The sequence below is a fragment of the Streptomyces sp. NPDC030021 genome (assembly GCF_055574035.1).
On record NZ_JBVIAH010000012.1, the window covers coordinates 235,755 to 252,611 of the forward strand.

General features: G+C 74.7%; 19 protein-coding genes. 11 read left to right on the top strand and 8 right to left on the bottom strand.

Translation table 11 applies throughout. The annotated features are described in order from the left end of the window. Positions 1–22: 22 nt before the first annotated feature. Positions 23–529, bottom strand: a complete 507-nt coding sequence (locus ACZ4YL_RS24340; protein ID WP_468119284.1) for a GNAT family N-acetyltransferase — start codon at positions 527–529, stop codon at positions 23–25. Positions 530–747: 218 nt separating this feature from the next. Here ACZ4YL_RS24340 and ACZ4YL_RS24345 point away from each other — a divergent pair, with 218 nt between their 5' ends. The 3 genes from ACZ4YL_RS24345 to ACZ4YL_RS24355 all read left to right on the top strand — a co-directional run bounded on the left by ACZ4YL_RS24345 (position 748) and on the right by ACZ4YL_RS24355 (position 3,869). Continuing rightward, complete coding sequence (locus ACZ4YL_RS24345; protein ID WP_468119286.1) at positions 748–2,160, top strand: L,D-transpeptidase; 1,413 nt, start codon at positions 748–750, stop codon at positions 2,158–2,160. A gap of 53 nt (positions 2,161–2,213) precedes the next feature. Further along, positions 2,214–2,912, top strand: a complete 699-nt coding sequence (locus tag ACZ4YL_RS24350; protein ID WP_468119288.1) for an HAD family hydrolase — start codon at positions 2,214–2,216, stop codon at positions 2,910–2,912. Between the two features lie 159 nt (positions 2,913–3,071). Next, positions 3,072–3,869, top strand: coding sequence for a 3-hydroxybutyrate dehydrogenase (locus ACZ4YL_RS24355; protein WP_468119290.1), 798 nt, complete (start codon positions 3,072–3,074; stop codon positions 3,867–3,869). A gap of 15 nt (positions 3,870–3,884) precedes the next feature. Here ACZ4YL_RS24355 and ACZ4YL_RS24360 read toward each other — a convergent pair whose 3' ends face one another. Both ACZ4YL_RS24360 and ACZ4YL_RS24365 read right to left on the bottom strand, forming a co-directional pair. Beyond that, positions 3,885–4,142: a hypothetical protein gene (locus ACZ4YL_RS24360; RefSeq protein ID WP_468119291.1), complete on the bottom strand. Its 258-nt coding sequence runs from the start codon at positions 4,140–4,142 to the stop codon at positions 3,885–3,887. Continuing rightward, a complete protein-coding gene (locus tag ACZ4YL_RS24365) occupies positions 4,129–4,449 on the bottom strand; it encodes a DUF6400 family protein (RefSeq protein ID WP_468119293.1) in 321 nt (106 codons plus the stop codon). Before ACZ4YL_RS24365 ends, ACZ4YL_RS24360 begins: the two co-directional genes overlap by 14 nt. 280 nt (positions 4,450–4,729) lie before the next feature. Here ACZ4YL_RS24365 and ACZ4YL_RS24370 point away from each other — a divergent pair, with 280 nt between their 5' ends. The 3 genes from ACZ4YL_RS24370 (at position 4,730) to ACZ4YL_RS24380 (ending at position 7,981) form a co-directional block, all read left to right on the top strand. Then, the gene (locus ACZ4YL_RS24370; protein WP_468119295.1) at positions 4,730–6,133 is read left to right on the top strand and encodes a serine hydrolase domain-containing protein; all 1,404 of its coding nucleotides are present in this window, start codon (positions 4,730–4,732) and stop codon (positions 6,131–6,133) included. A 96-nt stretch (positions 6,134–6,229) separates the two neighbouring features. Then, complete coding sequence (locus ACZ4YL_RS24375; protein WP_468119297.1) at positions 6,230–7,276, top strand: NAD-dependent epimerase/dehydratase family protein; 1,047 nt, start codon at positions 6,230–6,232, stop codon at positions 7,274–7,276. A gap of 108 nt (positions 7,277–7,384) precedes the next feature. Continuing rightward, on the top strand, positions 7,385–7,981 hold the full coding sequence (locus tag ACZ4YL_RS24380; RefSeq protein ID WP_468119298.1) for a hypothetical protein: 597 nt from the start codon (positions 7,385–7,387) through the stop codon (positions 7,979–7,981). Between the two features lie 57 nt (positions 7,982–8,038). Here the strand turns inward: ACZ4YL_RS24380 and ACZ4YL_RS24385 are convergent, their stop codons facing one another. Next, complete coding sequence (locus ACZ4YL_RS24385) at positions 8,039–8,503, bottom strand: cupin domain-containing protein (RefSeq protein ID WP_468119300.1); 465 nt, start codon at positions 8,501–8,503, stop codon at positions 8,039–8,041. A gap of 133 nt (positions 8,504–8,636) precedes the next feature. On the opposite strand from ACZ4YL_RS24385, the gene ACZ4YL_RS24390 reads away from it, so the two are divergent. Then, the gene (locus tag ACZ4YL_RS24390; RefSeq protein WP_468119302.1) at positions 8,637–9,578 is read left to right on the top strand and encodes a LysR family transcriptional regulator; all 942 of its coding nucleotides are present in this window, start codon (positions 8,637–8,639) and stop codon (positions 9,576–9,578) included. 53 nt (positions 9,579–9,631) lie between these two features. On the opposite strand, the gene ACZ4YL_RS24395 is transcribed toward ACZ4YL_RS24390, so the two are convergent. After that, entirely contained in the window at positions 9,632–10,744 is a 1,113-nt protein-coding gene (locus ACZ4YL_RS24395) for a sensor histidine kinase (protein ID WP_468119303.1), read from the bottom strand. Next, positions 10,737–11,549 carry a response regulator transcription factor gene (locus ACZ4YL_RS24400; RefSeq protein ID WP_468119305.1) on the bottom strand — a complete coding sequence of 271 codons (813 nt, stop codon included), beginning with the start codon at positions 11,547–11,549 and terminating at the stop codon, positions 10,737–10,739. The genes ACZ4YL_RS24395 and ACZ4YL_RS24400 overlap by 8 nt, the downstream gene beginning before the upstream one ends. Before the next feature lie 114 nt (positions 11,550–11,663). Here ACZ4YL_RS24400 and ACZ4YL_RS24405 point away from each other — a divergent pair, with 114 nt between their 5' ends. Genes ACZ4YL_RS24405 through ACZ4YL_RS24415 form a run of 3 tightly spaced genes read left to right on the top strand, consistent with a single transcriptional unit; the run spans position 11,664 to position 13,665 of the window. Then, positions 11,664–12,395 carry a glycosyltransferase family 2 protein gene (locus ACZ4YL_RS24405; RefSeq protein WP_468119307.1) on the top strand — a complete coding sequence of 244 codons (732 nt, stop codon included), beginning with the start codon at positions 11,664–11,666 and terminating at the stop codon, positions 12,393–12,395. After that, positions 12,392–13,012 (top strand): TIGR04282 family arsenosugar biosynthesis glycosyltransferase, encoded by a 621-nt coding sequence (locus ACZ4YL_RS24410; protein WP_468119309.1) that lies wholly within the window; start codon positions 12,392–12,394, stop codon positions 13,010–13,012. The genes ACZ4YL_RS24405 and ACZ4YL_RS24410 overlap by 4 nt, the downstream gene beginning before the upstream one ends. Further along, positions 13,009–13,665: a class I SAM-dependent methyltransferase gene (locus ACZ4YL_RS24415; protein WP_468119310.1), complete on the top strand. Its 657-nt coding sequence runs from the start codon at positions 13,009–13,011 to the stop codon at positions 13,663–13,665. Before ACZ4YL_RS24410 ends, ACZ4YL_RS24415 begins: the two co-directional genes overlap by 4 nt. 66 nt (positions 13,666–13,731) lie before the next feature. Here the strand turns inward: ACZ4YL_RS24415 and ACZ4YL_RS24420 are convergent, their stop codons facing one another. Both ACZ4YL_RS24420 and ACZ4YL_RS24425 read right to left on the bottom strand, forming a co-directional pair. Beyond that, positions 13,732–14,142 (bottom strand): hypothetical protein, encoded by a 411-nt coding sequence (locus ACZ4YL_RS24420; protein ID WP_468119312.1) that lies wholly within the window; start codon positions 14,140–14,142, stop codon positions 13,732–13,734. Further along, the gene (locus ACZ4YL_RS24425) at positions 14,142–15,284 is read right to left on the bottom strand and encodes a molybdopterin-dependent oxidoreductase (protein ID WP_468119314.1); all 1,143 of its coding nucleotides are present in this window, start codon (positions 15,282–15,284) and stop codon (positions 14,142–14,144) included. The genes ACZ4YL_RS24420 and ACZ4YL_RS24425 overlap by 1 nt, the downstream gene beginning before the upstream one ends. A gap of 112 nt (positions 15,285–15,396) precedes the next feature. Here ACZ4YL_RS24425 and ACZ4YL_RS24430 point away from each other — a divergent pair. Continuing rightward, positions 15,397–16,857: glycosyltransferase 87 family protein (locus tag ACZ4YL_RS24430; protein WP_468119315.1), on the top strand; the 1,461-nt coding region annotated here is incomplete at its 3' end.

Genomic DNA, 16,857 nt, shown 5'->3' on the forward strand with positions numbered 1-16,857 from the left:
CCCGCACCGGTCGGAGGCGCCGTCACAGGTCCCGCCGCATGCAGATGCGGGGCCACCGGTCCAGGCCGTGCGCCGCCTCGCGCTCACGGATCTCCCGCAGTCCGGGAGTGAGCCCCGCGTCCGCCAGCGGCCGGAAGCCGCAGCGCGCGTAGTACGGGGCGTTCCACGGGACCTCGGTGAAGGTGGTGAGGGTCAGGGCGGGCGCGCCCTCGCGCCTGGCGAACTCCGCCAGGTGCTCCAGCAGGCCCCGGCCGAGCCCGCGGCGCGCGCGGTCCGCATGGACGGACACCTGCTCGACGTGCAGATTGCCCTCGACGCGCTCGGCGATCAGGTAGGCGCCCGGGGCATCGGCCCCGTCGACCGACACCCAGGCCAGCCCGGCCCGTTGGTAGGGGGCGAGCTCGTCGAGCGTCAGCGGCTCGTCGTCGGCGATCTCCGGCATGCCGATGTCCCGGAAGCAGCGCCCGGCGGCCCTCTCGATGTCCTGGAGGAGGGACAGCTCGTCCAAGCGTGCTGTGCGGATGGCCATGGCCGCATTGTCGTGGGTGGCCCGCCCGAGGGCATCCGATTATCGGATCTCCGTCCGCGCCCCGCTCGCCCGGGCCGGGTTCAGTGCTCCGTCCGAGTTCTCTTGGGTGCCCGTTCGGCCGCAGCGCCGAGCGAATGATCATCATTTCGGCGCCGCATCGCTTTGATACGGATATGCCACGAATGCGACGGAGACAACCGACCAAGGCGTGGGGCGCCGTGGCTGCGGTGACGGGGGCCATGCTGGTCGTCGCCGCAGCGCCGGGCCGGGCGCCCGATGCGGACACTGCGCAGGGGACCCTCGCGGGCCCGCCGCGAGTGGCCGCGGTCACCCTGCTGGTCGGGAGGGTGCTGGAGGAGGGCGGTGGATCCGGCGACGGGCCGTGCGCGGTGCGCATGTTCCGCCCCGGGCTGTGCAGCGGCTGGCAGGAACAACGGGTACGGGCCACCGCGCGCGGGGTGGGATCCGTCGTGAAGGAGCCCTCCCTCGGCGGCGCGGCGCGGACCGCCCGGACCGAGGTGCTCCCCACGGATTCCGGCGGGCCGCTCCAGATCGCCCTCGCGGAGCAGGGCCGCCTCACGGACGTGACCGTACGCGACGGGCACGGCCGCCATCTCGCCGGCGAGCTCGCCCCGCACAGCGAGCGCTGGCTGAACAGCGAGCCGCTGCGGGCGGGCGAGACCTACACCGTGCAGGTCGGCGCCCTGGACGCGGAGGGGACCGCGGTCGGGGTGACCATGGCGTTCCGGACCGCGCCGCCCCCGGACGGGGGCAGGCTGACGGTCGAGTTCGGACCGGGCCCCGGCACGTACGGAGCGGGGGAGATCGTGACGGCGAGCCTCAGCCGCCCGGTGCCCGCCGACGACCTCCCGGCCCGCGCCCGGCTGGAGCAGGCACTGCAGGTGACTTCCGAGCCGCATGTCGAGGGCGCGTGGCACTGGGTCGACGAATCGACCCTGCACTTCCGGCCGCGTACGTACTGGCCCGCCCACACCGTCGTCCGCGTCCGCAGCGGTCTCGACGGGATCGAGGTCGGGGACCACGACTACGGCGGCGCCTCCGACCCGGTGCAGTTCACCATCGCGGACCGGATCGAGGCCGTCACCGACTCCGCCACCCACCGGATGACCGTACGCCGCAACGGGCGGGTCATCAGGACGATCCCGGTCACCACCGGCAAGGCGGGCTTCAGGACCCGCAGCGGCATCAAGGTCGTGCTGCGCAAGGAGCCCAAGGTCCGGATGCGCGGTGACACGGTCGGCATCAAGCGCGGCACCAGCGAGTTCTACGACCTGCCCGTCTCCTACGCGACCCGGGTGACCTGGAGCGGCGAGTACATCCACGCCGCGCCCTGGTCGGTCGAGTCGCAGGGCGAGGAGAACGTGAGCCACGGCTGCACGGGCATGAGCACCGAGGACGCCGCCTGGTTCTTCGAGACCGTCCGCGAAGGAGACATCGTGGAGGTGGTCAACAGCGGCGGGGCGAAGATGGCCCCCTTCGACAACGGTTTCGGCGACTGGAACGTGGACTGGCGGACCTGGCTGGCGGGCAGCGCCCTGGCCGCCGTCGACGGAAGTCCGGAGAGTTCACCGGCCGCCCCCGTCGCGTCCAGGCTGCACCCGACCACCTGAGCCGGCCCCCAGGAGTCGGCTCGGGCCGGGCCGGACCGGACTACGATCACCACATGATCAAGGGAGTGATGTTCGACTTCTCCGGCACACTGCTGCGCGTCGAGTCGACCGAGGAGTGGCTCGCCGCCGCCCTCGCGGAGACCGGCATCCCGCTGGCCGAAGAGGAGTTCGGCGACACGGCGCGGCGGCTGACCGAGTACGGCGCACTGCCCGGCGGACCGTCGCCCCAGCACATGCCGGCGCACCTCGAAACCCTGTGGGACCAGCGGGACCTCAGCGCCGAGCAGCACCGGGCCGCCTACGGCGGCCTGACCCGCGCTGCCGGGATCACGGACCCGGAGCTGGCGCAGGCGCTCTACGACCGCCACATGGCCCCCGCCGCCTGGCGCCCCTACCCGGACACCGGGCCCACCCTGCGCGCACTGCGCCGCCGGGGGCTCCCGGTGGCCGTGGTCAGCAACATCGGATGGGACCTGCGGCCGGTCTTCCGCACGCACGGGCTCGACGAGCTGGTCGACGCCTACGTGCTCTCCTTCGAGCTGGGCACCCAGAAGCCCGATCCGGTGATCTTCCGGACCGCCTGCGACCGGCTGGGCCTGCCCCCCGCCGATGTGCTGATGGTCGGCGACAGCCGTGAGGCGGACGGCGGCGCGCGGGCGCTCGGCTGCCCGGTGCACTTCGTCGACCACCTCCCGGTCGACCGGCGGCCCGGCGCACTGGCCCGGCTCCTGGACCTGCTCGGGCCCGCGTAGCGATCGGGCCCGTGCGGGCCTCCGCGGGCCCCACGAGCCTCCGTGGGCCTGCGCGGGCCGGCCCGCAGAGGCCCTGGCGACGGCCGACACACCTCGCGGCCCGACTGTGGCGGCCGCGCACATGGGAGCGGCCCACGGGTGTCCCGGATGATTCCGGGCATGACAAGCGGATACCCTCCCGTGCCCCACGGACCGGCTGCCGCCGCCGCGGGCATCGACCTGGCGGGCCGTACCGCCCTGGTGACCGGCGCCGGCGGCGGTATCGGGCGGGCCTGCGCCTCGGCGCTCGCCGCGGCCGGGGCCCACGTACACGTGGTGGACATGGACGCCGCCACCGCGAAGGCCGTCGCCGAGAGGATCGGCGGGCAGGCGCACGTGGTGGACCTTTCCCGGGACGAGACCGTCGGGGAGCTGCCGGCCGACATCGACATCCTGGTCAACAACGCCGGGCTGCAGCACGTCGCCCCGCTGACCGAGTTCCCGCCGGACCGCTTCGCACTCATGCAGCGCGTGATGGTGCACGCGCCGTTCCTGCTGATCCGCCGGACCATGCCCCACATGCGCGCACGCGGCTGGGGCCGCATCGTCAACATCTCCAGCGCGCACGGGCTGCGCGCCAGTGCGTTCAAGGCCGGATACGTGACGGCGAAGCACGCACTCGAAGGGCTGAGCAAGGTCGCGGCCGTCGAAGGGGCTCCGCACGGCGTCACCAGCAACTGCGTGAACCCCGCCTACGTCCGCACACCACTGGTCGAGCGGCAGATCGAGGCCCAGGCGGCCGCTCACGGCATCGACGCCGCTCAGGTGGTGTCCGAGGTGCTGCTGAGCCGCTCCGCGCTCAAGCGGCTGATCGAACCGGAGGAGGTCGCCGCAGCCGTCCTGTGGCTCTGCGGCCCGCACACCGGCTACGTCACGGGTGCCTCGATCCCCCTGGACGGCGGCTGGACCGCCACCTGACCCCCGGCGCGGTGGTCAGGAGCCGGGCCGGGCGCCCGTGACGCGGTCCCACAGGGAGCGGGTGGCTCCGAAGCCGCTCTCGTGCACCCAGACGTGGGTGCACCCGGGGCACTGGAGGTGGAGCATGCTGCCGGTGTTGGTGAGCAGGTAGCGCCAGTGGGTGGAACAGGTGCGCCGCTGCTCACAGGGTTCGCAGCCACGCGCGTCCGCACACTTCGGGCAGGCCACCCAGGCACGGCGCCCGGGGTCGGCCTGCGGGTCAAGCGGCAGCACGGCCGTCTCCGCGCGCGGGCAGCACACCGGCCGCCACCAGGTCGTCGTAGAGGCGTTGCTGTTCCGCGTCGAGCCCGGAATAGAGCAGGTCGTACGCGGCCTCCTCACCGAGGAGCACCTCCATCGGATCCCAGTCCGGGCCGAGGGCAGCCATCACCTGGGCGCGCCGGAGCACCTCCTGCGAGGTGAGGTCGACGGCGAAATCGACCAGCTCGGACGCGTCGGAGGCACCAGGGGTACCGGAGGCACCAGGGGTACCGGGGGTACCGGAGGCGTCGGAGGGAGGGGTGGGGTCGTGGGAGGCCATACATCGAAGTTAGGTAGCCCTTCCTTCTCCGGTCAAGGGAGGGTGGGCGGAGTCACAGTCCGCTGGTCAGGGGGTGTGCGGGCCCGGGGGTGCCGTACCGGGCGGGGAGGCGGGCCCGGGAGTGTGACGTGACAAATGTAATGGGCTGTCAAGGTGCTTCTCAGTCTGGAGGTTGATGCCCGGTTCGTCCTGGCGGAGGAGGTCGCGGCGCGGGTCGGGAACGAACAATTGAAGGGACCAAGATCGCCGGGCCCCACCGGGCCACCGCCGAGGAGCCGCCGTGCCCCACACCCGTCCCGCCGACCGTCCCGCACCGCGACTGCGCCGCGCCGCCTCGGCCACCGCCGTCGCCATAGCCCTGCTGGCGGGCCTCGCGCCGGCCGCGAGCGCCGCTGTCCAGGACGCGCCGAGCGCCTACGGCCAGGACGCCGGCCGGCGCCTCGACCGGACCCGGCTGCAGGCGGGGCTGAACGCGATCCAGGAGGCGGGCGTGTACGGCGTCCACTCCGGGGTCCGCGACGGCCGCGAGCGCTTCGACGGCGCCGCCGGCCTCGCCGACGTCGCCACTGGGCGCAAGGTCCGGCCCGACCTCCGGCACCGCGTCGGCAGCGTCACCAAGACGTTCACCGCCGTGGCCGTCCTCCAGCAGTCCGCGAAGGGCCGGGTGGACCTGGACCGGCCGGTCGGCGACTACGTGCCCGAGCTGGTGCCCGGCGAGCGCGGCCGCAAGGTGACCGTACGCATGCTCCTGAACCACACCAGCGGCATCCACGACTACGTCGGCGATGCCTTCCCCTCCCTCCTGAAGGGGACCACGGAGAGCCTGGACGAGCACCGGTACCGCACGATCACGCCCGCCGAGCTGATCGGCTACGGGGTGGCCAGGCCGCAGCGGTTCGAACCCGGCACCGACTGGTCCTACTCCAACACCAACTACGTGCTGCTCGGCGAGGTGCTCCGCAAGGTGACCGGCCAGGACCCGGAGCAGGTGATCACGCGGGACGTGATCCGGCGCGTGGGGCTGCGCGACACCTACTTCCCCGGTACGGACCCGCGCATCCGCGGCGCCCACGCCCGCATGTACGAGAGCTTCTACGGGCTCATCGACCCCCCGCGCGACTACAGCGACTACAACATGACCTGGGCCGGCACCGCCGGGGCCCTCGTCTCCACTCCGCAGGACCTCAACACCTTCTACCGCGCCCTGCTGGGCGGCGACATCCTGCCGCGCCGCCAGCTGGACCAGATGCGCACCACCGTCGACGTCAAGGGCGAGACGGGCGCCGTGGTCATGCACTACGGCCTCGGCATCTACTCCGTGGACACGCCGTGCGGCCCGGCCTGGGGCCACGACGGGGGAGTCTGGGGCGCCGGCACCTGGGCCCTGTCCAGCCCGGACGGCAGCCGTCAGTTCGCCATCGGGTACAACCTGATGAAGTACCAGCGTGTCAACGCGGCCGGCACCGCCTTCGACCCGCATCCGGCCGACGCAGCGATGCGGGACTACCGCGACCGGTCCCTCTGCGGCACCACGGCGCCGCGCACCCCGGACCCGGCCGTGAAGAACCGCTCCGCCGAGACCCCGTCGGCCCAGGCCCCGTCGGCCGGGGCCCCGGCCGCTCCGCGCGTACTGCCCCCGATCATGCCGGCGCTCCCCGCACCGCTGTCGGGTCCCGTTCGCTGATCGGCCGCACGTGCGCCGCCGTCCGGGTTCTTACGGATCCGTGACGTGCGGCCCGGTACGCGCCTCGCCGGGCCGTGCGCGGCATAGCGTCGGGGCATGCGCGTACTAGTGACTGGAGGCGCGGGCTTCATCGGCTCGCACATCGTCGCCGAGCTGATCGGCCGCGGCCATGAGCCGGTGGTCTTCGACCTGGCCGAGGACGGACGGGACGTACGGGACCCGGATGCCGTGGCACAGGCGCTGGCAGGCGTGGACGCGGTCTGTCACCAGGCGGCCAGGGTGGGGCTCGGGAAGGACTTCGGGGACGCGCCCGGCTACGTGTCGGCCAACGACCTGGGCACCGCGGTGCTGCTGGCCGAGATGGCGCGGGCGCGGGTACCGCGGCTGCTGCTCGCCGGGTCGATGGTCGTCTACGGCGAGGGACGCTACGAGTGCCCCGCCCACGGCACGGTCCGGCCCGGCCCGCGCGCCGAGAGCGATCTGCGGGCCGGGCGGTTCGAGCCGCGCTGCCCGGTCTGCGGCGCCGACCTGGCGCCGGGGCTGGTCACGGAGGACGCCCCGACGGACCCCCGGAACGTCTACGCCACGACCAAGCTCGCCCAGGAACACCTCGCGTCCTCCTGGGCCCGGGCCACCGGCGGACGCGTCGTCTCGCTGCGCTACCACAACGTCTACGGGCCGGGGATGCCCCGCGACACCCCGTACGCGGGGGTGGCGGCGCTGTTCACGTCCTCGCTCGCGCGGGGCGAGGCGCCGCGCGTCTTCGAGGACGGCGGACAGCGCCGGGACTTCGTCCACGTGCGGGACGTGGCCGCGGCCAACGCGGTGGCGCTGGAGACCCTGGCCCGGGTGGGCACGGACGCGGGCGCGGGGTCCGGGTCCGGGGCCGTGGGCTTCACCGCGTACAACGTCGGCAGCGGAGACCCGCGGACCGTCGGCGACATGGCCGGGGCGCTGGCTGCCGCGTGCGGTGGCCCGGCTCCGGTCGTCACCGGCGAGTACCGGCTCGGCGACGTCCGGCACATCACCGCCGACTCGGCGCGCCTGCGCCACGAGCTGGGCTGGCGGCCGGCCGTCCCCTTCGCCGCGGGCATGGCCGAACTGGCCACGGGCCAGGGCGTTTCCTTTGCGACGGGACCGTGACACAGGCGTGGCAGACCTTGATCATCCGAGGGGATAGAGTCGCCCTGCCTGTCGGCGCCTGGGGCGCCGCCGGGCACTGTAGACAGCGAACCTCGGGGGATCCACATCATGCTGACCAACCGTCTGCTCCGCACTGCCGTGCCTATCGCGCTGACGGCCCTGGCGCTCACCGCCTGCGGGCCGGAGGACGACGCCGGCCCCGCCGCCACGCAGAAGGGGACGTTCGCCGAGCCGCTCGCCCTGAAGACGCCGGCGGACGTGTCCGAGACCCACTTCCCGGACCAGGCCAAGACCCAGCTGAGCGTCACCCCGGTCTCGGTCGTCAAGGGGGACAAGGCCGCGGTGGAAAAGCTCGGCGTCGGGCTGCTGGAGGGCAAGACGCCCTATTACGTCACCACCACCTACACGCACAAGGGCGGTGCGCCGGACACAGGCAGCTTCAACTTCAAGCTGCTGCTGCACGGCGCCGACCAGCAGCGCGCGTACTTCTTCGCCCCTGCCTGGGGGGCCAAGTTCGAGCCCTGCCAGGAGGTTTCCGAGTCCGAGCTGCCCCTGGCCGCCGGCAAGTCCGTCACCACCTGCGAGATCTACCTGGTTCCGGAGAACGTGCAGCCCGCGTTCGTCGGCTTCCAGGGCGACCGCGACAACCGCTCCCCGAGCCACGAGACCGGCACCGCGGCCGAGGTCGTCTGGAAGCTGGGCTGACGGTCCGGTGCCGGCCCCGGCCACGACGGCCGGGGCCGGCACCCGCCCCGCCCGGCCTCAGGCTCCGGGGAAGTGGACGTCGTAGCGGTCCTGGTGGGGCAGCAGTTCCTCGAACCCCGCCAGCCCGTGCTGGATGCGTCCCAGCGTCCGGAAGTAGCCGAAGCGTTCCACCCCGGGGGTCAGCACGACGAGGAGTTCGGCGCCCCCGCCCGGCGCCGGGCCGAACGCGTGCGTCAGCCCGGGCGGTACGAGGACCAGCCCGCCTTCCGCCACCCGCACGGGCTCGGTGCCGAGCAGGAAGTCCGCGGCCCCGCCGAGCACGTAGAAGAGCTCGGTGGACCGGGTGTGGAAGTGCCGCGGCGCCCCGGCCGAACCCGCGCCCAGGCTGAGCCGGTTCACACCGGCCGCGCCACCGTCGGCCAGCAGCCGGAAGGCCCCCGCGCGGGGCAGCGGCACCTCCTCGGCGTCCGCCGCCCGCACCACGAGCGCCGTGCCCGCGACCTGTCCCTGGTGCCGTCCCATCCGCTGTCCTTCCGCCGCTTCCGCCCGTCGTGCCGACCGCTCCATTCGAGCAGGGCAACAGCCGCCGAACCAGCGCCGTTTCGCACGTACAGTCATCTCCGATCGTGATGGGTCGGGGCGGGGAGGGCCGCGGATGGAACTGCGTCAGCTGCGGTACTTCGTGGCGGTCACCGAGGAAGGGGGCTTCGGCCGGGCCGCCGAGCGACTCCACACCGTCCAGTCCGCGGTGAGCCGCCAGATCGGCCTGCTGGAGCGGGAACTTGGCCTGGTCCTCTTCACCCGTACCACCCGCCGGGTGGGCCTCACCGGCGCCGGGGAGCGGCTGCTCCCGGAGGCGCGGGCGGTGCTCGCCGCGGCCGCCCGCACCCGGGAGGTGGCCGCCGACATCGCGGCGGGCGCGAGCGGTGTGCTCAGGCTGGGCACGGTGCAGGGGCCGGGGGACCGGGTCCACCGGCTGCTGGAGGAGCTCGCGGCCCGCGCGCCCCGGCTCCGGGTGCGGCCGGTGCGGCTGCCGGTGACCGAGCGGCTCGCGGCGGTGCGTTCCGGGGAGCTGGACGCGGCGCTGGTCCGGGCCCGGCCCGAGGCGCCCGGCCTGGAGCTGCTGCCGCTGTGGCGGGACCGGCTGTACGCGGCCCTGCCGGGCGGGCATCCGCTGGCCCGGGCCGCGGAGCTGGGCCCCGAGCAGCTGGCACACCTGCCGCTGCGGCTGGCCGCGCGGGAGGCCAACCCGCCCTTCCACGACCTGGTCGCCCCGCTGGCCGGAGCACCGGCCGGGCCGCCCTTCACCGACCTGCTCGCCACACTGACGTCGATCGGCGAGAGCCCCCTGGACCCGTCCTGGACGGTGTTCTACGAGGTCGGGCCGCTGCCGAAGCTCCCGCGCACCGCGATCCGGCCGCTGACCCGGCCGGCCCTGACCACATACCTGGCGGTGCTGCCGGGGCCTCCCGGACCGGCGCTGCGCCAGTTGCTGGCGGCGACGGCCGCCCGCGCACCGGAGGCCGGGGCCCGCACGGCCGATGCGGTGGACCTTGCACGCCCCCGGCCGGCACACCGTCCTCAGGGCCAGTTGTAACCGTCCGCTGCGTTCAGCTGCCACAGCGGGAGGAACCCGCAAGTCTGCCGGCCCTAGCCGGCAGCGGCCGGCAGGGTCAGTTCGAAGCGGCAGCCGCCGGAGACGTTGTGGACGTTCGCGTGGCCCGCGTGGGCCTCGACGATGCCCCGGACGATGGCGAGGCCCAGGCCCGCACCCGAGGGAGGGGTACGGGCCGGGGTGCCGCGCCAGCCCGTGTCGAAGACGCGCGGGAGGTCCTCCTCGGGGATGCCTCCGCAGGCATCGGTGACCGAGAGCACCACGGAGTCCGCGCGGCGTTCGGCGGCGATCGCGACCGTCCCGTCGGCCGGTGTGTGGCGGATGGCGTTGACCAGGAGGTTGGACAGCACCCGGGTCATCTCCTTGCCGTCCACCTCCACCGGCAGCGAGGCGACCCCCTCGCCGACCAGCCGTACGCCGTGCTCGCGGGCGAGCGCGTCGGTGCCGGCCAGGGCGTCGCCCACCAGGTCGTGGAGGGACATCCGGGTCAGGGTGAGGGACAGCGCGCCCGCGTGGATGCGGGAGAGTTCGAAAAGGTCGCCGACCATGGAGTTGAGGCGGTCGACCTCGGTACGGATCTGCCGGTGGTAGCGGGCGGGATCGGCCGCCATGCCGTCCTCCAGCGCCTCCGACATGGCGCGCAGCCCGGCCAGCGGGGTGCGCAGATCGTGCGAGATCCAGGCCACGAGCTCGCGCCGCGAGGCCTCCAGGGCCCGCTCGCGCTCGCGGGACGCGGCCAGCCGTTCGCTGGTGAGAGCCAGTTCGTGGCTCAGTGCCGTGAATTCGGCGGGAGCGGGCACGGTCGGCGCCGCGAACGTCCCCTCCTCCCCGAAGGCCCGGGCCGCGCCGACGAGTTCCCGGCAGCGCCGGACGACCTGGCGGCCCAGCAGCAGCGCGGTGGCCATCGAGACGGCCGCGGCCGTCGCGACGACCATGGTCACGACGGTCAGGTCGTGGGAGGACAGGAACATCGCCCACGCCACGGTCAGCGTTCCGGCGAGCATCGCGGACACGGCGACCGCGGCGACGATCGCGAGGGAGACGGCGACGCTGCGCCGGCGCAGTATCCGCAGCGCCACGGCCCCGAGCAGCCCGGCGGCACCCGCGCCGAGGAGTGCGTACAGGGCGATCAGCAGAAGGTCACGCATGGCCGTCCTCCGTCCGGAAGGCGTGCTCGGCCGCGGTGTCCGGGGCCGGCTCGAAGCGGTAGCCGGCCCCCCAGACGGTCCGGATCAGCTGCGGGCTCCCCGGATCGTCCTCGATCTTGCCGCGGAGCCGCCGGACGTGCACGGTGACCGTCGACAGGTCGCCGAAGTCCCAGCCCCAGACCTCGCGCATCAGCCGCTCCCGGTCGCAGACCTGGCCGGGGTGGCGCAGGAAGTAGGCGAGGAGATCGAACTCCCGCAGGGTGAGCGCGAGTTCCCGGCCCTCCTTGTGGACCCGGCGAGCCGCCGGGTCCAGTACCAGGCCCGCCACCGAGAGCCGCGGACCGCCCTCCGGACCGCCTTCCGGGCCACCGGCCGGGGTACCGGCCTGCGCCCGGCGCAGTACGGAGCGCACCCGCAGCACGAGCTCCCGCGGGCTGAAGGGTTTGGTCACGTAGTCGTCCGCGCCCATCTCCAGGCCCAGGATCCGGTCGTCCTCGTCGCCGCGTGCGGTGAGCATGATGACGGGGACGGGCCGGCCGCCGTTCTCCCCGGCGCGTAGCCGGCGGCAGACCTCCAGGCCGTCCATCCCGGGGAGCATCAGGTCGAGGACCATCAGGTCGGGGCGGTGCTCCTGGGCGGCACGCAGGCCGGACGGGCCGTCCGCCGCCAGGCGCACCGTGAATCCGGCCCGCTCCAGGTACCCGGCCACGACTTCCGAGACGGTCGGATCGTCGTCGACGACCAGAATGCTGCCCTGGGCGCCGCCGGGCCCCTCGTTCGTACTGTCCACATTGCTCACTGCCATGCCCCCAGGCTGTCACCTGCCCGGACCCAGGTGTGGCGCGGACCCCCTCCCGTGGGACGGCGTCCGCGTTTCGTAAGGTCTGCGGGCCCCTTTTCCCCGGTCCCGATTCCTACGGTGTGGAGGGTGACTTCATCAGCTAGTGCTCCGCCCCGCGCGGACCTCGTACTGCCGTGCCTCGACGAGGCGCAGGCGCTTCCCTGGGTGCTGGCCCGTGTGCCGGCCGGATGGCGCGCCATCGTCGTCGACAACGGCTCGACCGACGGCTCGGCGGAGATCGCCCGGAGCCTGGGCGCCACCGTCGTGCACGAGGACCGGCGCGGTTTCGGCGCCGCCTGCCACGCCGGACTCCTCGCGGCCCGCGCCGACCTGGTCTGCTTCTGCGACTGCGACGCCTCCATGGACCCCGGGCTGCTCGCCGCCATGGCGGCGAGCGTCGTCGCGGGCGAGGCCGACCTGCTGCTCGGCCGCCGCCGCCCGCAGGGGCGCGGCGCCTGGCCCGTGCACGCCCGTGCCGGGAACCTCGCGCTGGCGCGGATGCTGCGCCGCCGTACCGGACTGCGGCTGCACGACCTCGGACCGATGCGGGTCGCGCGCCGCGAGGCGCTGCTCGGCCTGGAACTGACCGACCGGCGCAGCGGCTACCCGCTCCAGATGGTCGTACGGGCCGCCGACGCCGGATGGCGCGTCGCCGAGACCGACGTCCCGTACCTGCCCCGCTCCGGGAAGTCCAAGGTCACCGGCACCTGGCGGGGCACCTGGCAGGCGGTACGGGACATGCGCAAGGTGCTCGCCGAGCCCCCGGGCATCCGGTCCGCGCCCACCGAAGGGGAGGGGGTTTCCGCATGAGCACCCTCCTCGTCATCGCCAAGGCCCCCGTCGCCGGCCGGGTCAAGACCCGCCTCACCCCGCACTTCACCCCCGAGCAGGCCGCCGGGCTGGCGCGCGCCGCACTCCAGGACACCCTGGCCGCCGTACTCGACACCCCGGCCCGGCGGCGCGTTCTCGTACTCGACGGCGCGCCCGGACCCTGGCTGCCCCACGGCATCGAGGTCGTGCCGCAGTGCGCGGGCGGGCTCGACGCCCGGCTGGCCGCGGCCTTCGCCCGGGCCGCCGGACCGGCCCTGCTCATCGGCATGGACACTCCGCAGGTCACCCCGGACCTCCTCGCCCGCGGCCTCGACTTCAGCGAGACGGACGCCTGGTTCGGCCCCGCCGACGACGGCGGGTTCTGGGCGCTCGGCCTGGCCGAGCCCGACCCGGCCCTGTTCCTCGGCGTACCGATGTCCCTGCCGACCACGGGCGAACTGCAGCGCGGCCGGCTGACCGCCTCCGGGCGGGCGGTACGGGACCTGCCCGAGCTGTGCGACGTCGACACCCCGGCCGACGCGGCGCGGGTCGCCGCCGCCGTGCCCGGTACCCGCTTCGCCGCCCTGCACTCCGGCCTCCGCACGGTGACACGATGACCGCACAGCTCGCCGAACCCGCCCTCGCCTGGCGGGCCGACCCCTACGCCGACGCGCTGCGCGCCGGCCAGGGCCCCCTCTACCTGCGGCGCGCGGACGGCTGGCTGCTGCCGCTTGAGGTGGAGCGCTGGTGCGCCGAACCGGACGAGGCGGACGAGGGCGTCCTCGCCCGCTGCACGGGGCCCGTCCTGGACATCGGCTGCGGCCCCGGGCGCCTCGTCGCCACCCTGGCCGCACGCGGGCACCGGGCGCTGGGCGTGGACGTCACCCCCGAGGCCGTGGCCCGTACGACGCGGGCCGGCGGCAGCGCCCTGTGCCGGTCGGTCTTCGACCCGCTGCCCGGAGAGGGACGCTGGGGCACGGTCCTGCTCATCGACGGCAACATCGGCATCGGCGGGGACCCGGCCGCTCTGCTGACCCGCGCCGCACGGCTCGCCGCCCCGGAGGGCTCCTTGCTGGTCGAGGTGACCACCGCCGACGTGGACGAACGCGTAGAGGTCCACGTCGACGACGGCCGCGGCGGGCACGGGGCGCCCTTCTGGTGGGCCCGGCTCGGCGCCCGCGCCCTGTGCGGCCGTGCCGCGGACGCCGGCTGGACCCGGGCCACCACCTGGCAGGCCGCGGGCCGCAGCTTCGTGGACCTGCGGCGCTGACCGGGCAGGACGAAGGGGGAGTCGCTGCCGCACCGGCAGCAACTCCCCCTTCGGTCATCCCCCTCTTCAGCGCCGGAGGGCCGCACGTCGCCGCCGCGACCACGCGCGCGCTCCCGCGTACCCGGCCGTGAGCACGCCGATCGCGGCCATGGCCAGCAGCCAGTTCCGTGGGTAATCGAGCGGCAGCACCGACGCGTTGGCCACGCCACCGGGGCGCAGGAGCGGCGGCAGGGCGATCACCGTCAGGGACCCCGCGACGACCAGCGCGGCGCGCGGGACCCCGCGCAGGCGCAGGCCCGCCGCCGCGCAGAGCGCCCCGACCGCGATGATCAGCGGGGCGATCAACCCGTCGTGCACGAGGATTCCGCCCGCCAGCCACAGGGCGATCCGCCACGGCTCGGGCTCCCGCACCAGCAGGAAGCCGCCGAAGGCCATGACGGCCAGGCCGAAGCCGCCGACCGCGTACCGGAAGGCCATCACGCCACCTCCAGTCGGCCGACCCACTTGGTCTGGAGCACGCCCGGCCGGTTCGGGGCGATGATCCGCGCCGGGTAGCCGTGGTCCAGGGACAGCACCTCACCGTTCAGGCGCAGCGCCAGCAGGGTGAGCGGGTCCTGCGCGTACAGGCGGCCCATCTCCATCACCCGGTACGCGCCCGCCACTTCCAGCGACACCACCCGGCAGCGTGCGTCCGGTCCCCCTCCGGCCCGCTCCAGCAGGTCACGTACCCGTACCCCCGTCCACCGGGCGGACTTGCTCCAGCCCTCCACGCAGGCGATCGGCAGGGTCACCTCGTGCTGCGGGAGCGCGCGCAGCTCCGCCAGCGTGAGGGTGGCCGGGCGCGGCCCGGCCAGGGTCAGCCGCCAGCCGTCCAGCGAGGCCGCGGTGACGCGCGCCGCGGCGGCCGTACGGTTCACCGGCAGCCCCTGCGGACCGTGGGCCGGGCTGCGCGGAGCGAACAGCTCCAGCGGACCGAGCGCGGTGACGGACTGCCCGACGGTGGTCAGCGTGACCGCGCCGACCCCCGCCGCGACGGCCGCCAGCAGCTGCCGCCGGTCCGGCCCGTCGGCCTCGGGCAGCGCCAGGGTGCCGGGGGAGCGGCGGGTGAAGTGGTCGCGGATCCGCGGCCATTGAACGGCGACGTGCAGCAGCAGCGCTCCCAGCAGGAGCCAGGCGACGGCGTAGTGCACGGGCACGAACGAGAACGGCCAGGGGTACCACTGGAACGTGTTCAGCAGCCCGGTGAACAGCTGGAAGACCGCGGCGGCGACGAGCACGGCCACCGAGAGGCGTTCCAGCGCGTGCCGCACGGACCGTACCGGCGGCCACGCGAAGAGCCGCGGGTAGACCGTCCACAGCTTGGCGAGCAGCAGCGGGACCGCGGCGGTGCCCGAGGCCACGTGCAGGCCCTGGGTGAACCGGTAGCCCCAGTACGGGCGGCTCGGCAGCCGGTCGGCGAGCCAGGCCGGCGGGTGCTGGAGGAAGTGGCTGAGCACACCGGTGGCGAAACAGACGACGATGGCGAGCCCGAGCAGGCGGCCGATCACCGTCGCGGTACGGGCGTCGTGCAGCCGCGCCGTGAACGTGATCGGCGGGCCCGGGGGCGGAGTGAAGCGCATGAGCCCATGACACCCCGCCGACGCCGCGGAGGGCGGTTTGAACACCTTACGGAATGCGGACGTGCGGGACGGCGCACGCCACTTCCGGACCCGATGCTGGAACGCTGCGGGGGTGAAACCGCGCACCGTCCCGACCGTCCCGACCGCACTCGCGGCCCTCGCCGCCCTGACCGCCGCCCTCGTCCTCACCATCCGCCACGACGGCTACTTCACCGACGCCGCGGGGCTGTTCCTCCGGTACGCGGCCTGCTGGGCGCTGTTCGCCCTCGCCCTGCTCGCCCTGCGCAGGGTCCCGGCCGCCCGCGTCGTGCCCCTGCTCCTCGCCGGGGCCCTCGCCGTCGCCGCGACCGGGCTGGTGGCGCCGCCCCGGACCAGCACCGACTCCTACCGCTACGCCTGGGACGGGCGGGTCCAGTCGGCCGGCATCTCCCCGTACGACCACGCCCCGCAGGACCCGGGACCGGCCCGGCTGCGCGACCCCTGGCTCTTTCCCACGGGCGCCGCCTGCGTGGGCCCGGACCGCGCCCCGCTTCCCGGCGGCGGCCCCGTCCCGCACTGCACCCGCATCAACCGGCCCGCCGTGCACACCATCTACCCGCCCGTCGCCGAGGCGTACTTCCTGGCGGTCGACCAGCTCTCCCCGCACGGAGCCCGGCACAAGCCGCTCCAGACCGGCGCCGGCCTCCTCTCCCTCGGCGTGACGGGCGCGCTGCTGCTGATCCTGCGCCGCCGGGGCCAGGACCTGCGCCGCGCCGCGTACTGGGCCTGGTGTCCCGCCGTACCGATCGAAGCCGTGAACAACGCGCACGTGGACGTACTGGGCGTGCTGCTCGCCGTGATCGGTCTCGGTCTCGTCGCGGGGCGCGGCCTCGGCCGCCGGGCGGCCGGAGGCCTGGTCCTCGGCGCCGCCGTCGCCACCAAACTGATGCCCGCCGTCGTCCTGCCCGGCGCGCTGTCCGGGGTGCGCCGGGTCCGCGACGCGGCCGCCGTCCTGGTCCCCGCCGCTGCCTTCACCCTGCTCGCCTACCTGCCCTACGTCCTCCTCTCGCACGACTCCGTCCTCGGCTACCTCGGCGGCTACGTGGACGAGGAGGGCTACGACGACCCCTCCGCCGGCTCCCGCTACGCCCTGCTCCGCCTCCTCCTGCCCGACAGCTGGGCGCTCCCGGTGCTCCTCGCCGCCATGGCGGGCGTGTCCCTGTACGTGATGCGGCGCGGCGACCCCCGGCGCCCGTGGAGCGGCGCCCTCCTGGTCACCGGGTGGGCCTTCGCGCTCCTCACCCCCGGCTACTCCTGGTACGCCCTGCTCCTGATCGCCCTCGTGGCCCTGGACGGACGCTGGGAATGGCTCGGCGTCGCCCTCGCGGGCGCGGCCGTCTACCTCCTCGCACCGGTCTTCGGCCACCGGCCGGCGCTGAGCGCAACCGCGTACGGCGCCGCGGTCCTCGTCATCCTGGCGGCCCCGGCGGTCCGGCGGCGGGGGGGGGGGGGGGGGGGGGGGGGGGGGGGGGGGGGGGGGGGGGGGGGGGGGGGGGGGGGGGGGGGGGGGGGGGGGGGGGGGGGGGGGGGGGGG